General features: G+C 51.3%; 14 protein-coding genes and 1 tRNA gene. 4 read left to right on the plus strand and 11 right to left on the minus strand.

What is annotated here, in order from left to right; genetic code table 11:
- Position 1: 1 nt before the first annotated feature.
- Both ANT_RS10925 and ANT_RS10930 read right to left on the minus strand, forming a co-directional pair.
- Positions 2–397 (minus strand): DUF6941 family protein, encoded by a 396-nt coding sequence (locus ANT_RS10925; protein WP_013560587.1) that lies wholly within the window; start codon positions 395–397, stop codon positions 2–4.
- 404 nt (positions 398–801) lie between these two features.
- Positions 802–873, minus strand: a tRNA-Met gene (locus ANT_RS10930).
- Between the two features lie 216 nt (positions 874–1,089).
- On the opposite strand from ANT_RS10930, the gene ANT_RS17580 reads away from it, so the two are divergent.
- The 4 genes from ANT_RS17580 to ANT_RS10955 all read left to right on the plus strand — a co-directional run bounded on the left by ANT_RS17580 (position 1,090) and on the right by ANT_RS10955 (position 7,850).
- Complete coding sequence (locus ANT_RS17580; protein ID WP_013560588.1) at positions 1,090–3,285, plus strand: cytochrome c3 family protein; 2,196 nt, start codon at positions 1,090–1,092, stop codon at positions 3,283–3,285.
- A 136-nt stretch (positions 3,286–3,421) separates the two neighbouring features.
- Entirely contained in the window at positions 3,422–5,176 is a 1,755-nt protein-coding gene (locus tag ANT_RS10945; protein WP_041454974.1) for a NapC/NirT family cytochrome c, read from the plus strand.
- 118 nt (positions 5,177–5,294) lie between these two features.
- Positions 5,295–5,918, plus strand: coding sequence for a SixA phosphatase family protein (locus tag ANT_RS10950; RefSeq protein WP_013560590.1), 624 nt, complete (start codon positions 5,295–5,297; stop codon positions 5,916–5,918).
- A gap of 57 nt (positions 5,919–5,975) precedes the next feature.
- Positions 5,976–7,850, plus strand: coding sequence for a S9 family peptidase (locus ANT_RS10955; protein ID WP_013560591.1), 1,875 nt, complete (start codon positions 5,976–5,978; stop codon positions 7,848–7,850).
- 11 nt (positions 7,851–7,861) lie between these two features.
- Here the strand turns inward: ANT_RS10955 and ANT_RS10960 are convergent, their stop codons facing one another.
- The 9 genes from ANT_RS10960 to ANT_RS11000 all read right to left on the minus strand — a co-directional run bounded on the left by ANT_RS10960 (position 7,862) and on the right by ANT_RS11000 (position 14,754).
- Complete coding sequence (locus ANT_RS10960) at positions 7,862–8,743, minus strand: alpha/beta hydrolase (protein WP_013560592.1); 882 nt, start codon at positions 8,741–8,743, stop codon at positions 7,862–7,864.
- The gene (locus ANT_RS10965; RefSeq protein WP_041454977.1) at positions 8,740–9,636 is read right to left on the minus strand and encodes a cation diffusion facilitator family transporter; all 897 of its coding nucleotides are present in this window, start codon (positions 9,634–9,636) and stop codon (positions 8,740–8,742) included. Before ANT_RS10965 ends, ANT_RS10960 begins: the two co-directional genes overlap by 4 nt.
- 50 nt (positions 9,637–9,686) lie before the next feature.
- Entirely contained in the window at positions 9,687–10,616 is a 930-nt protein-coding gene (locus ANT_RS10970) for a cation diffusion facilitator family transporter (RefSeq protein WP_013560594.1), read from the minus strand.
- 74 nt (positions 10,617–10,690) lie between these two features.
- The gene (locus ANT_RS10975; RefSeq protein WP_013560595.1) at positions 10,691–11,188 is read right to left on the minus strand and encodes a hydrogenase maturation protease; all 498 of its coding nucleotides are present in this window, start codon (positions 11,186–11,188) and stop codon (positions 10,691–10,693) included.
- 16 nt (positions 11,189–11,204) lie between these two features.
- Positions 11,205–11,645, minus strand: a complete 441-nt coding sequence (locus ANT_RS10980) for a 4Fe-4S binding protein (RefSeq protein WP_013560596.1) — start codon at positions 11,643–11,645, stop codon at positions 11,205–11,207.
- Between the two features lie 10 nt (positions 11,646–11,655).
- Positions 11,656–12,585 carry a complex I subunit 1 family protein gene (locus tag ANT_RS10985; RefSeq protein WP_013560597.1) on the minus strand — a complete coding sequence of 310 codons (930 nt, stop codon included), beginning with the start codon at positions 12,583–12,585 and terminating at the stop codon, positions 11,656–11,658.
- On the minus strand, positions 12,582–13,763 hold the full coding sequence (locus ANT_RS10990) for a hydrogenase large subunit (RefSeq protein ID WP_013560598.1): 1,182 nt from the start codon (positions 13,761–13,763) through the stop codon (positions 12,582–12,584). The genes ANT_RS10985 and ANT_RS10990 overlap by 4 nt, the downstream gene beginning before the upstream one ends.
- Positions 13,760–14,236 carry an NADH-quinone oxidoreductase subunit C gene (locus ANT_RS10995; RefSeq protein ID WP_013560599.1) on the minus strand — a complete coding sequence of 159 codons (477 nt, stop codon included), beginning with the start codon at positions 14,234–14,236 and terminating at the stop codon, positions 13,760–13,762. The genes ANT_RS10990 and ANT_RS10995 overlap by 4 nt, the downstream gene beginning before the upstream one ends.
- Positions 14,233–14,754 carry an NADH-quinone oxidoreductase subunit B family protein gene (locus ANT_RS11000; protein WP_013560600.1) on the minus strand — a complete coding sequence of 174 codons (522 nt, stop codon included), beginning with the start codon at positions 14,752–14,754 and terminating at the stop codon, positions 14,233–14,235. The genes ANT_RS10995 and ANT_RS11000 overlap by 4 nt, the downstream gene beginning before the upstream one ends.
- Positions 14,755–14,760: the final 6 nt, after the last annotated feature.

Raw genomic sequence — 14,760 nt, forward strand, 5'->3', positions numbered from 1 at the left:
ATCAATCCTCAGGTATTACAGGCACGGCAAGGGTATGAACGAGATTACCGTTGAAATAAAACTCGAACTGGTAATTTCCTGCGGTAGGGACATCAATGTCAAAGTGAAAAGTATTGGGGGCGGTGTGAGAAAAAGGGTCGAAAATGGCGCTAACGCGGTTGGTCTCAGCCACAATGCGCCGGTCTCCTTCGCTTCCAGTGACGGCAGTTACCTTTACAGAGAAATCCCCCTCGCTCTCTCCCTCGTCAGCCTCCCAGCCGCAGACAATATCGAACCGAATTCTGGCGGGGAAATTTCCGGCGCTGAAGTAATCGAAAATTCCAATAGCTGAATGCCGCTTACGCCAGTGGTCGTATATCCCATAATCGCAAACAATGACGTATTTCGGTCGAATCATCCTGAACCTTGACAATTCCTCATGAGGTATTCCCGACACGGGGCGCAACGACCCTTCCTGCAGGCCAGGGTCACCGGTCGGCGGGTTAGCCACCGGTCTATCTGCGCGCTCGCTCGCCGGGTAGGCGAGCGTGGATCCTGGACAGGTCACGCCCCGTGTCGGGGGTATCTCCCCGTCTGAGTCGGAGACTGGAGAGGGAAAGGCAAGAAGCAAGAATGTTTATGACATTCTCACTCCCCTGTGACAGGGCTTGTGCGAAGAAGGGATCGTGTCCACCTCTTGCACTCGCTCACCCATCCCTTTCCATCTCCGACTGCATTTTTGTCTGGTAAAGTACACAAAACGCACCCAGGGATCCATCGGGTGCGTTGTGGGGACAGACAGGGATGGCATCCCTGTGAAAGTCGCGGGGAGTGGATTCGAACCACTGACCTCCGGGTTATGAGCCCGACGAGCTACCACTGCTCTACCCCGCAATGCAAATTGAATTATACCATGCCCGCGTAAACCGTCAAGATCATATGACTTTTTTCCCCCATTCTCATCTTGATTTAACCTTGTATCTATTTTTTAATCTGGCTATAATCTTATATATCCTGTCAAATAAGGAGGTGATGAGAGATTACAGAATAAATCATCATTTTTTCTAATTTACCTTTTCTTTTGAAATCTTGTTTGAGGAGAATGCATCTATGAGTAAAAAGACTATCAAGCTCCTTCTTGTCGCCGCCATGATCATGGTTGCCCTGTTTGTGCTCACGGCATGTCAGGCGGCAACGCCGACCGCCGAACCCACGCAGGCACCTGTTCCTACCTGCCCGGCACCCGAACCCTGCCCGGTGCAACCTCCCGCAATGGAGGCACCTTTTGAGGCACTGTGGAAAGCGTCTCCCCACAATGACGCTAAAGCAGAAGCCTTTGTGCACTGGAACGAAACCGAGGACAAGAAAGTCCCCACCGCCTGCGCCGCCTGCCACAGCACGCCAGGTTATCTGGACTTCCTTGGCGCTGACGGCTCCGAGGCAGGAAAAGTTGACCAACCTGCCGATATCGGCACTACGGTGACCTGCAATGCCTGCCACAACGACGCCACCGCGAAACTCACCAGTGTCAAGTTCCCCTCGGGGGTTGAAGTCACCGGGTTGGGCGCCGAGGCTCGTTGTATGGTGTGCCATCAGGGTCGCGCCAGCAAAGTTCAGGTGGATGCGCAAATCGAGAAGTTCCAAGCCACTGATCCCGATGTGGTTGTCAAACCCATCAAAAATGGAGACAACGAAGTTCGCTTCGGCTTCATCAACATCCACTACTTTGCCGCAGCGGCAACCCTGTACGGGGATGAGGTCAAAGGCGGTTATGAATATGATGGCAAAGCCTATGACTTCAAGAACGACCACGTTGAGGGATACAACACCTGCGTGGGATGCCACAACCCCCATACCACCGAAGTTAAAGTGGAAGAGTGCGCTTTGTGCCACGAAGGTGTCAAGACCGTCGAAGACCTGAAGAACGTGCGCATGATTTCTTCTGCGCCCGATTATGACGGCGACGGCGATGTCAAAGAGGGCATGGCTGGCGAAATTGAAGGCTTGCAAACCGCCCTGTATACTGCCATTCAGGCGTATGCTAAGGAGGTGGCTGGACTCGCCATCGTTTATGATTCAGCCGCATATCCATATTTCTTTGCAGACGCCGATGGCGACGGCAAAGGCGATACCAGCGACAAGGGTCCGGTGGCATACTCCAACTGGACACCGCGCCTGCTGAAAGCCGCCTATAACTATCAGTTGTCGGTCAAGGATCCCGGCGCATTCGCTCATGGCAACAAATATATCGTGCAACTGCTGTACGATTCAATCGAAGACCTCAATGCCAAACTCTCCACGCCGGTGGATATGAGCAAGATGCACCGTGACGATGCCGGGCACTTTGCCGGCAATACCGAGGCGTTCCGCCACTGGGATGGCGAAGAAGGAAATGTGCCGGGCAGTTGCTCCAAATGCCACACCGCTACCGGCCTACCCCAATTCCTCAAGGAAGGTACCAATATCACCAACCATGCTTCTAACGGCTTCCAGTGCTCCACCTGCCACAATGAAGCCAACTGGCCTGCCCGTTATGAAGTCAACTCGGTGACCTTCCCCAGCGGCGCCAAGCTCACCTTCGGCGAAAAAGTGGATGCCAACCTGTGCCTGGTCTGCCACCAGGGACGCGAATCCACCGTCAGCGTGAACAGTGCTCTGAAAGGTCTTGAAGAAGACACCCCGAGCGACAAGATTCGCTTCCGCAATGTTCACTACTTTGCCGCAGGTGCTACCCTGTTTGGCAAGGATGCGCGCGGTATCTACGAGTACGAAGGCAAGGAATACGCCGGTCAATTCATGCATGAAGGCAACCTGAACAAATGCACCGACTGCCACGATAGCCATACGCTGGAAGTCAAAGTGGCGGCATGCACTGGATGCCATGGCGTGGATGACCCCGAAAAGATTCGCCTGTCGCTCAAAGAAGATTACGATGGCGATGGCGATGCCACCGAAGGGCTTGCTGGCGAGGTGGAGACCTACAGAGAAAAACTCTACGCCGCGATTCAGGCTTACGCGAAGGACGTGGCTGGCGTGGGTATTGTGTACAACCCGCTGGCATATCCGTACTTCTTCGCCGATGCCGATGGCGACGGCAAAGCCGACACCTCGGACAAGGGTCCTGTGGCTTATGCGTCCTGGACTCCACGCTTGCTCAAAGCCGCGTACAACTATCAATATGCTACGAAAGATCCCGGTGGATTTGCCCACAATGCCCGCTACGTCTTGCAGGCATTGTATGACTCCATCACGGATCTGAAAGCCAAAGTGCCGTCCATCGACACCACAGGCTTGGTTCGCCCGTAATTCAGATTACGGATTGAAGTAAAAGAAAACACCCCGACGAAATATCGGGGTGTTTTCTTTTCAGTCAAGAACAATAAAAATTAAAATAAAATGAGTGATATAATCGCATTACACTTTTATCCTGAGGAGAATGGCGATGTCAAAATTCAAGCAAGCATTGAATCAGTTCTTCTTTCCACCTGCCACAGCCAAGTTATGGGTTCGCCTTATCCCCTTCGTTGTAGTAGCCTTTCTCACCGTTGTTTTGTTAGGATTTGCCAGTTTTGCGTGGGAAGAAAGCAATTCGCCTTCTTTTTGCGGTTTAACCTGCCATACCATGCCCCCAGAGTATGCTACTTATCAGGCATCTCCCCATACCAATGTAACCTGTGAAGACTGCCACATGGGAAGAGACCGTCTGCCCGTGATGATTGGACGGAAAATTGGCTATTCCTGGCAAACAGGCACAGCCATGCTCACCGGTAGTTATGAGTATCCCATTGTGGCAAAAAATATGCGCCCTGCCCGGGATGCCTGTGAGAACTGCCATAAACCTGAAAAATTCTCAACCGACACCCTGGTAGAAATCAAACATTATGCGGAAGATGAAGCCAACACCCCTTCTTCTGTTTTTATGGTTGTGAAAACCGGGGGCGGCACTCAACGGGAAGGCTTGGGGTATGGTATTCACTGGCACATCGAAAATCCAGTGTATTTTTATGCTACCGATCGAGAGCGTCAAGATATTCCGTATGTAGTGGTAGAAAATCCGGATGGGAGCAAAACAGAATATATTGATGTAGAGTCCGGTTTTGACCCTGCTTCCATCCAATCAAAAGACCTGCAAAAAATGGACTGCATCACCTGCCACAATCGTACCGCTCACGAAATTCCTGAGCCCTCCCGAGCCGTAGATCAATTACTGGCGAGAGGTTTAATCTCTACAAACATTCCTGCTATCAAGAAAAACGCTACGGCAGTGTTAAGCGCGAATTACCCAAGCCAGGAAGAGGCGCTTAAAGCCATTGAAGGGCTTAAAGAACTTTACCGCTCCCAGTATGCCAATTTCATGGTTGAGAATGAATCACTACTCGACCAGACAATTGAGCAATTAAAGCAAACCTACCTGCAAACCAATTTTCCTGAACAAAAAGTCAACTGGCAAACCCATCCCAATAATGCCGGGCATACCACATCACCCGGTTGTTTCCGCTGCCACGATGGCAAACACCTCAATCCGCAGCAAGAAGCCATTCGTCTGGAGTGCAACCTTTGCCATTCCATTCCGGTTGTCTCATCTCCGGATCAAATCACTGCCAGTTTGCAACTGAACAAGGGCTTCGAACCCGAATCTCATAAGAACCCCAACTGGATTACCCTCCATCGCACTATTTTTGACCAAACCTGCGCTGGATGCCATTCTACTGAGGATGCTGGAGGAACAAGCAATACCTCCTTCTGTTCCAATAGCGCCTGTCATGGTACTTCATGGACATTTGCCGGATTTGATGCCCCAAAATTACGCGCTGTGCTGGAAGAACAGGCAAGATTATTTGCCACCCCCACTCCCAAAGCGGAAGAAGAGCCAGCCAGTTACGGCACTGGAACTGAAACGCAAATCACCCCAACCCCAGCAATGGCTTCTTCGGAGCCAGATACTTATGCAACACTCCAAGACCTTCTCAAAACCAAATGCGGCGCCTGTCACGGGAGCAATGCAATGAAAGGGTTAAGTGTGCTGGATTACAACAGTTTAATGAAAGGCAGTACAAGCGGTGCCGTAATTCTGCCAGGAGATCCTGAAAACAGTCTGTTGGTCAAGGTGCAAAAAGGGCAACACCCGGGTAAATTCTCCACTGACGAACTTGAACGCATCCAACGCTGGATTCAAAGCGGGGCACCCGAAAAATAAACTGGAGAATTTTCCAATCATACCCAAAAAGTCGAGCGCGCTTGACGTTAACCTGCGTTAACATTCAGTTATGTTATACTGTTAACCGTTGTGAATTTTTTCGGGGAGGCAAGCCCTTATGAAAACCTTACTCATCATGCGGCACGGGAAATCTTCCTGGAAAGACCCCGACCTGCCAGACCGCGAAAGACCACTTGCCAAACGTGGGATTAAAGACTCCCGGAGAATGGGACTATTTATTCAAGAAAAAGAATTAATTCCTCAGCGAATTCTGTGCTCTTCGGCAAAACGAGCAGTTCAAACAGCGCAGCTCTTCTGCGAAACGTGTGGATGTCCAGACACGGTTGAAGTGCTGGACGAACTCTACATGGCGGAAGCCGAAATGTATATTCGTGCTCTGCAAACTTTACCCGATGAACTTGAACGGGTAATGATTATCGGACATAATCCTGGGCTGGAATTCCTTCTCCAAATGCTGAGCGGAGAACTGGTTTCCCTGCCTACCACCGTGGTTGCTCATCTGACATTGCCCGTTCAGCGTTGGTCTGAGTTAAATGAACATACTGAAGGTACTCTGATTGAGGTATGGAAACCCAAGGAATTACCAGAGGAAATTATTGAACAGGAAAAAGAACTGCGCAAAGAAGCCAAAGCCGCAGAAAAAGAAGTCAAAGGAAAGAAAGAGAAGAAAGAGAAAAAAGAAGAAAAAAAGGGAAAGAAAAAAGACAAGAAGAATGAATAGTCCTGTGCGCATCATCCGGTAACTCACCGGGTGATTTTTTTCAGAAAGAGGAACAAAATGACCAGCCACATCAAGCCTTTCGGGTTATGGGAAAGCCCAATTTCTCCCCAATTGCTCAGTCGGCGCGTACGTTTTGAAGATGTGCAGTGGACCCTGGACGGACAGTTTCTGGTGTGGACGGAGTCTCGCTCCGGTCAAACTGTGCCTGTCCTCTGCTCTCGCTCCGGGGTTCGTCGTGATTTGAACGCCATCCAATCCCTGCGAGGGGGTGTGGGGTATGGCGGTGGAGAGTTCAACCTTTCTGAAGAGTACCTGCTCTTTGTGGAGAGGGATGGACGCATTTATGCCCAACCTTTTCAGCATGGAACACCCCGTCCAATTACACCACCCTTTGGTGCCTGCGCCTCACCCGTAGCGTCTCCAGATGGCAAATGGGTGGTATTTGTCTGGAGTGACGGCATTCAGGATGTGCTGGGGATTGTGGATAGTCGTGGGCAACAATGGCCCCAAAAACTGGCTATAGGGGCAGATTTCTACATGCAACCGGCATGGCATCCACAAGGCAAATACTTGGCATGGGTGGAATGGAATCACCCCCACATGCCCTGGGATGGCTCAAGAGTGATGCTGGCAACCCTGGAAGGAACCACTCCCGTAATCCAGCACATGCAGGTTGTTGGCGGAGATGATCACACGCCCACTTTTCAACCAGCATTCTCCCCCGATGGTCAATGGTTATGCTTTGTCGAAGGGGGCGAAGAATGGGACAGGTTGATTCTGTTTCACTTATCCAGCGGAGCAAGACAGGTGTTGTACGCCCCTGAACAGGCTCATCTCATGGTCCCGGCGTGGGTCCAGGGATTGCGAACGCTGGCATGGGCACCTGATAGCCAAGCCATTTACGTCGTGCAAAATGCTCTGGGGCAGTCTAATCTCTCCCGCATCAGTTTGGATGGCAAAGTAGAGTTCGTTTCCACCTCACCTTACACCTGGCTCAGTCAAATCACTGTTTCCCCTAAAGACGATGTTCTGGCATTTATCGCTTCTTCTCCAAACACCCCCAATCAGATTGTCATCCTGGACCAACATGGTTTTCATACCCTGGCTTACAGTGAATCGGAAATGATCTCTCCGGAATTTTACCCCGTGCCTGAGTCCCTTACATGGGAAACCAGCGGTGGTATGACGGCTTATGGACTGTATTATCCGCCTTCCAACCCTCAATTTCAGGGGCAGGGACTTCCGCCTGCCATCTTCAACGTCCATGGCGGTCCAACCAGTCAGGCAACCATGGCGTATAACCCTGAAGCCGCGTACTTTACCAGCCGCGGATATGCGTACGTTGAAGTGAACTACCGGGGAAGCACAGGCTATGGACGCCGTTATCGGGAGGCGTTGAAAGGAAACTGGGGCAAAGTCGATGTCGAGGACGCCGTCACCTGCGCCCAAGCGCTTGCCGAACGTCAGTTAGCCGACCCCAAGCGTTTGATTATCAAAGGTGGAAGCGCAGGCGGATATACCGTGTTAAACGCCCTGGCGCATTTCCCCGGCACATTCAAAGCCGGTGTTTGTCTCTACGGCGTTAGTAATCTCTTCATGCTGGACATGGATACCCATAAATTCGAAGCACGCTATACGGCTTCGCTGGTCGGAGAATTACCCGAGGCGGCACAGAAATATCACGACTGGTCACCTGTTTTTCATGCCCGCAATATCCGCGATCCCCTGATCATCTTTCAGGGAAGCGAAGATAAAGTGGTCCCGCCCAATCAGTCTGAGGTAATTGTCAAAGCCTTACAGCAAACCGGAACGCCACACCGCTATGTTCTCTATGAAGGGGAAGGGCATGGGTTCAGGAAATCGGAAACCATCCTGAACTACTACCAGGAACTGGAGCGTTTTCTGTTGCAGTACGTTCTTTTTGCGCCATAAATCTGGCAGGGTTAAGGCTGAATCTGCGACAATTGATTCAGGAATTGAATTAAGAGCACCTCGTATTCTTGAGGTGCTTTGTCTTTATATTGTCCATGGTCAGCGCCGGGAACAATCCATAAGGTTTTGGGCTCTTTTGCCGCCTGGTATTGATCCAGTGCACGGGTGTCGAGGGCTTCCTTTTCCCCAAAAATCAGAAGGATCGGGCGCGGAGCAATTTTTTCCAAATCCTCAATGGGGCGAATGGCTTCAATTGGCATTCCCAAACGTATCCCCAGGAGAAAGGCTACCCCATGCTGAAGTTGCCAGCGCAACGAGAAAGGCACTGCGGGAGGAGTATCCAAAACCTCTTCTTTCAGAGAAGGGTAATTGCCTTCTGTGATGACCGCCACCACTTGAGGATTCCTTGCCGCCAACCTTATCCCCGCCACTCCCCCCGCAGAAAAGCCAAGAATAGCCACCTGTTCCACCTCAGGCTGACTTTGTATCCACTCCAGAGCCACCTGCGCGTCTTCACTTTCCCGAACCCCCAGGGTGGCTGGCAACCCCGCACAAACACGGCTATCCACGGAGAGTACACCAAAGCCATGTTGAGCCAATAGTCTGGCTTCCCACATCAGGCTATCTCTGCTGGAACCGTGTCCTCCCAGCAACAGAACCGCCACTCCATTTCGGGGAGGATGCCACCATCCTTTCAAGCGTTCCCCAGAAGGCAATGAAACGGAGCAATCTTCAAAACCGAAAGGGGAATTCTCCATTAAGTATACACAGGCAGGATGAAGTAAACGGTCTACGTATTGCTGACTGACATACAAAATTCCCCCGCTCCAGCCAGCACCCAGAGCAATCCAGAAAATTAACAGCAGTTTGAAAATGTTTCTGGAGAGTTTCAATCGTGATCTTCGGGTTCTACATGAACATAAGCCCGATCTACCTCGGGGAGCGCTTCCAGGCGCTCGATCACCTCGTCGGCAATCTGATGTGCCTCGTTAAGGGTCATCTGCCCATTCACGTTGACGTGCAAATCTACGACCAGTTGGGGACCGGTGTACTCACTCATCAAATGATGTACGCGCAATACTCCAGGAACGCTTTCGGCAACCTCTACCAGTTTGTGGCGCAATTCCTCATCTGCGCCCGCTCCGGTTAAGAAGCCCAGGTTTTCCCGCGCCGCACGTAACACTGCACGGAAAATCCAGAGAGCCACCGCCATACCGGCTATGGGATCTGCCAGAGGATGGAGCAATGAAGAAAGAAGCACGCCCACAAAAGCCGCAACCGAGGTTAGAACATCACTCAAATGATCCACTGCTGTTGTGGCAAGGGTGGGACTGGCTAAACGCTTTGCCAGATTGCGAATCAGGAAGAACATCCATACCTTGACCGCCGCGCTGAACAACAGCACAAAGGTAGGCAAATCAGGACGGACTGCAAGACCACCCGCCAAAAACCGTTCAATGGAGGCTCTTGCCGCCTCAAAACCGGCATACGCCATTGAGGCTGTCACAAAAAGCCCAACCAGCGGTTCAAAGCGGCTATGTCCCTGAGGATGGGATAAATCGGGTGGGCGTTGGGCAAACCACAATCCAAAAACCATCATCAAGGAATACACCACATCGGAAATAGAATTGGCTGCATCCGAATAAATGGCAACGCTGCCGGTTAAGTACGCTACCAGGGCTTTGGTGCTCGCCAGTAGAATATTCCCAGCCAGCGTAATTGCCAACGCCTGCCGATACAATCGTTGTTGTTCAGGTTGTGGTTTGTAGTCTCGAATCCAACGCATATAACGGTATTTCCTCAAAAAGATAGTTTACCACAAAGAGATTGAGGAACTTATATCGCCTCTTTCGTCGTGGATGGATTCGCTGCTCCTGGTTCAGGATGTACGGTCACGTCTGCCCCGGGTAATTGTTGCTGAATCACGGCTTCGATTTGGTCAGCAAGGTCGTGCGTTTGCTGTAGACTCCATTCGGAACTGACCACCACATGGCAATCTACAAAGACCTCTGCTCCAGAGGAACGCACCCGAATTTGATGACAATTGATCACACCCGGAATTTCTTCTACGGCTTTCTTAATGCTTTCCACTGCCCCCTGAGGCGCGGTGTCCATTAACCCCTTAACTGTACGAATCCCCAGTTCCATACTGATGAAGATGACAATCACCGCGACCCCAAGAGCAGCAACAGCATCGGCATGTTGAAGGAATTTCAATTGCGGCACCCGTTCACTTATCCAAACCCCAGTCAATCCAAGAATGACCACGCTCGAAGACCAGATATCCGTGGAAAAGTGCAAAGCGTCAGCTTCCAGCGCCTGACTATTATGCTTACGAGCGGCGGCATACAACATTCTGGAACGATTAACATCCACAATGATGGATACTACCATCACCACAAATGCCCAAACCGAAACTTCAATCTCTACTACTTTGAAAAACAGACGCTGAATCGCTTCGTAAATAATCCAAACGCACGTGGCTAATAACAAAAGAGTCTCAAACAAAGCAGAGAGACTTTCAACCTTACCGTGGCCGTAATGATGTTCTTCATCCGCCGGTTTTCCTGAGATTCGGACCGCAAGAAAAGTCACGAGAGCCGCCACCAAGTCCAAAGCCGAATGGGCGGCTTCGGCTAAAATTCCCAAACTGCCGGTCAGGGCTCCCACTACAATCTTAAAACTGGTCAGTCCTACTGCGGCAATTACCGAGGTCAAAGCCGCATGCTTTTTTTCCTGTTGCTGGGCAACACTTAATTCTGACATACGTCATCACTCCACAAGACGGCAGAATAAACTCCAATTGTATGCCAGATGAAAACCATTGCAACTCAAAAAAATCATCCCTGAGAGATGACATTATTCCCTGAAAAGGAACGGGAAAGTTCCCTAACCAGTCGATTCACAGAACGCTGGACAGGTAGAGTTAATGGAGAGCCAAATTCCAGAGACTGGGGCTGAATTCCCAGAGTGAAAACCTGACAATCAATTTGCTCGGTAAGGTAACGCGCAAACATCGAGGGCGGTTGGACATGCGTGGACGCGCTAAACCCCCCCATTTCCTGCCAGGGAATGACACAAATTGTTCCGGGAGCACAATCCATCCAGGCGGCGTCAATCAAAAAAACAATCTGCGGAGAAATTTGTCGGAGCAAACCCGTAAAATTCTCCGGGGCTTGATTGGCTTCGATGAGAACCATCTTTCTTTGGAAAAAAGAAGAGGCATCTCCACTGATGCCTTCCTCCGTTGCTCCTCTACGTCGCAAAACTATTCGCAACCTTTGAATGGCAACAACTCCGGCAGCGTCATCGCCATTCAGCGGATTCCCAATCCCCATGAAGACAAGAGAGGTATTATTCCTCTCCGCAGGAAGGGCCTTCTCCAGCGTTGTCGCGAGCCATTTTTTCCAGTAAAAAGGCGATATCCTCTTCTTTTCCATAGTAAACCGTGAAAGGCTCTTTCCCTGTAGAAGCCAGTTCCCACTCCTCATCGGAGAGATCCAGGCATTTGAATCGGCAACTCACCACACATTGGGCGCAATAAATACACCGATCCGCATGATAACGCATCACAAAGCGTTTATTGACCTTGTCCAGCACGATCAGTTCGATGGCATTTGCCGGACAATCTTTAACGCAAAGCATACATCCCGCGCATTTTTCCGGTTCCCAAACAAGTTTTCCACGAAAAGCAACCGGCGCAGGTTTCCGCTCAAACGGATATAACTGCGTGGCAGGTTTTTTGAAAACCGACCGCACTACATCGCCAACCATGGTACCGAGGCGCTTTCGCATGACAGCCTCCTTACACCAATTTCATGACGAATAAAATTAATAACTGTGCCACCGCCAGTAAAGCGCCAATGCGCCACCACAACCCAACAGTTTGATCAATGCGAAGGCGGGCAAACAACGTCTGGAGGACTGCGAGGAATACGAGCAACCCCAGAGTTTTCAACAGGAATTGCAATGGATTCGCCAATCCTCCCAGATAGAATGTAGCCACCAGCGTCAGGGCAATCACCAGTTCAACATTCTTTCCCAAACGGAACAGCGCATACCCGCGCCCGCTGTACTCCGTCAATGCCCCAGCGACAATTTCCGTCTCGGCTTCCGGCGCATCAAAAGGCGGGAGTTCCAATTTGCCCATCAATCCCACCAGAGCGACCAGGAAACCAATCGGCTGCGTGACCATCAACCAGAGGGGTTGTTGCTGGGTGTAGAAGTTGATCTCTGCAATCCGCCAGGAACCCGCGACAATGGCAGGTCCCAGCAACGCCAGAAGGAATGGCGCTTCATAGGAAAACAACTGAGTGAGGGTGCGGGTAGCACCAATCAGAGAGAAACGATTGGGGGTATTTGCGCCGGCTACTCCAAGCCCAATGGTCAGCATCGAAAGTAAGTAAAGCGCAACGATCAAATCCCCACGAAAACTATAAGCCGGCATAAACCCTGCCATGGGAAGATAAAGCGCGGAAGTCAGGGCGCAGGCAAGGGCTAAGACGGGTAAAAGGTAAAAAAGGGTGGGATCGCTCCCCTCGGGAACAATTTCTTCCTTAGCGAGCAGTTTAACCAAATCGGCAAGTGGCTGATACCAGCGCGGACCTACGCGATTCTGCAACCGCGCTACCAGTTTGCGGTCAATCCACTCGTAGAACAAACCCCAGAGGAACAAAAACAATCCACCCGGGAACAGGAACAAGGCAATCAGAGGGTGTACAGACCAGTTATTCATAGCACCTTTTTATAGTACTCAATTCCGTATTGGCGTAAGTCTTCCCAGGTCATCCACTGCCGGGAATCTTTCCTCTTCAACTGAATCATGCGGTCGTTACAGGAAAAACAGGGGTCAATTCCAGCCAGAATCATGGGCATATCTGCCAGTTTATGGCCTACCGCCACCTGCATCACCGAACCCCAGTTGCACAAACTGGGTGTGCGCACTTTGACCCGTTCAGGCTTTTCGCCGCCGTTACTCTTGATGAAATAGAACAACTCTCCACGCGGTGCCTCAACCCGGCTGATGACTTCGCCGGCGGGGATACGGCGAGGCATCCGCACGGTTAACTCACCTTCAGGCAAATGAGCGAGGATTTCCCGGATAAGCCGCACGGCTTCAAAGAGTTCCTTAATACGCACCACAAAGCGCGCCAGCAAATCCCCGCGCTCATCCGTGATTAACTGAACAGGCACGGTGGGATAAAAGGCATAGGGTGCATCTACACGCACATCCCTGGGAACACCAGATGCCCGCGCAGTGGGTCCAACCGCACCGAACAAATCGGCTTGCTCACGAGTCATCCTCCCAACTCCTTCCGTACGAGCAAGGAAGGTTCGATCCGTGGTGACCACATTCAAATAATGCTGGATGCGCTCTTCCAGTTGATCCATGCCACGCAGAATCTGATCGCGCAAGGTATCGGTGATATCGCACTTGACCCCGCCCAGCACGTTGGCGGAATAGTTGACCCGGTTACCTGTGAGGGCTTCCAGCAAGTCCATGACGATTTCGCGATCACGCCAGGAATACATGAAGAGGGTGTCAAAACCGCCTTCGTGCGCCGCCACGCCCAACCAGAGCATGTGGCTGTGAATGCGTTCCATTTCAGCCACCAGCGAGCGGATTGCCTGGGCACGCGGCGGCGCTTCCACCCCAGCAAGCCGTTCCACGCCCAGGGCAAATGCAGTGGCATGGACGTGGGAACAAATTCCACACACCCTCTCAAACAGGTAGAGGTCCTGAATCCATGAGCGTTCTTCTGCACCTTTTTCAATGCCTCGATGCACATATCCAAGGCGCACTGAGGCATCGGTGACAATCTCGCCATCCACCGTAAATTCAAAATGGCCGGGTTCTTTGAGCGCCGGATGCTGAGGCCCAATAGGTACGATAAATTTTCGTTCAGAGGTCATGCCTGTTCCTCCTGTGCTTTGCCACTCTGGAAGGACTTGCGCAACGGGTACACCCCCTGAGGCCAATCATCAGCGAGCAGTAATCGTTCCGTGCTGGGTGTTCCCTTCAGGACAAATCCAAACATTTCCATTAATTCCCGCTCATAAAGCGACGCCGCCGGATACACCTGGCAAACGCTCTCCAATTCCGGATGAGCATACGGGACTTTCACCCGAATGGTAAGCACTACCCCATTCATCACCAGATGATAAAGGGCTTCCAGTTGCCCCTCCTGTCCATCAGCCGGCGGGTAATCCAGCCCGGTAATCGCAGAGAGATACCCCCAATGCGCATCCTTCAATGCTTGCAGAACGGGAATCAGATTTGCAGGCAGGATTACCACATCCAATCGCCAGGGGTCAGGTGAAGCCATCTCTACGGCAAAAGGCTCGACAATTTTCTTCGCCTGTGCGAGGTGTTCTTCTACGGTCATGGTCTCTCCTCCTTTGCCGCCTGACGCAACATCTCTTTCACCTCGGGTGAAGGCTCACGTCCTCTTAAGCCTTCCAGCAACTGTACCAATCCGTAAATAATGGCTTCAGGTCGGGGTGGACATCCCGGAATGAACACATCAACCGGCAGCACCTCGTCAATCCCTCCGGCAATGTTATATAATCCATGAAACACCCCACCCGAAAGCCCACAGGAACCCACCGCCACCACAAACTTGGGCTCGGGCATTTGATGATAAATGCGCAACAGGCGGTCTCTAGATTGACGGGTTACAGGTCCGGTACAAATCAGAACATCTGCATGGCGAGGACTGCCCTCTAACTTTACCCCAAAGCGTTCCAGGTCATAGCGTGGGGTAAGAGTAGCCACAATTTCAATATCACATCCATTGCAGGAACCGCTGTTATAGTGAATTGCCCAGGGCGAATTGACACGCGCCCATAAACGCACTTTATCCAGCACTTCCTGCCACGGTGATCGTAAGGTTTGTTCCGTCATCGATAA

This window comes from Anaerolinea thermophila UNI-1, from assembly GCF_000199675.1.
GTDB classification, from domain to species: Bacteria; Chloroflexota; Anaerolineae; order Anaerolineales; family Anaerolineaceae; genus Anaerolinea; species Anaerolinea thermophila.

Coding starts and splice junctions, on each gene's coding strand:
- ANT_RS10925 (WP_013560587.1), bottom strand. CDS start 397: ATGATTCGACCGAAATACGTCATTGTTTGCGATTATGGGATATACGAC.
- ANT_RS17580 (WP_013560588.1), top strand. CDS start 1,090: ATGAGTAAAAAGACTATCAAGCTCCTTCTTGTCGCCGCCATGATCATG.
- ANT_RS10945 (WP_041454974.1), top strand. CDS start 3,422: ATGTCAAAATTCAAGCAAGCATTGAATCAGTTCTTCTTTCCACCTGCC.
- ANT_RS10950 (WP_013560590.1), top strand. CDS start 5,295: ATGAAAACCTTACTCATCATGCGGCACGGGAAATCTTCCTGGAAAGAC.
- ANT_RS10955 (WP_013560591.1), top strand. CDS start 5,976: ATGACCAGCCACATCAAGCCTTTCGGGTTATGGGAAAGCCCAATTTCT.
- ANT_RS10965 (WP_041454977.1), bottom strand. CDS start 9,636: ATGCGTTGGATTCGAGACTACAAACCACAACCTGAACAACAACGATTG.
- ANT_RS10970 (WP_013560594.1), bottom strand. CDS start 10,616: ATGTCAGAATTAAGTGTTGCCCAGCAACAGGAAAAAAAGCATGCGGCT.
- ANT_RS10975 (WP_013560595.1), bottom strand. CDS start 11,188: ATGGGGATTGGGAATCCGCTGAATGGCGATGACGCTGCCGGAGTTGTT.
- ANT_RS10980 (WP_013560596.1), bottom strand. CDS start 11,645: ATGCGAAAGCGCCTCGGTACCATGGTTGGCGATGTAGTGCGGTCGGTT.
- ANT_RS10985 (WP_013560597.1), bottom strand. CDS start 12,585: ATGAATAACTGGTCTGTACACCCTCTGATTGCCTTGTTCCTGTTCCCG.
- ANT_RS10990 (WP_013560598.1), bottom strand. CDS start 13,763: ATGACCTCTGAACGAAAATTTATCGTACCTATTGGGCCTCAGCATCCG.
- ANT_RS10995 (WP_013560599.1), bottom strand. CDS start 14,236: ATGACCGTAGAAGAACACCTCGCACAGGCGAAGAAAATTGTCGAGCCT.
- ANT_RS11000 (WP_013560600.1), bottom strand. CDS start 14,754: ATGACGGAACAAACCTTACGATCACCGTGGCAGGAAGTGCTGGATAAA.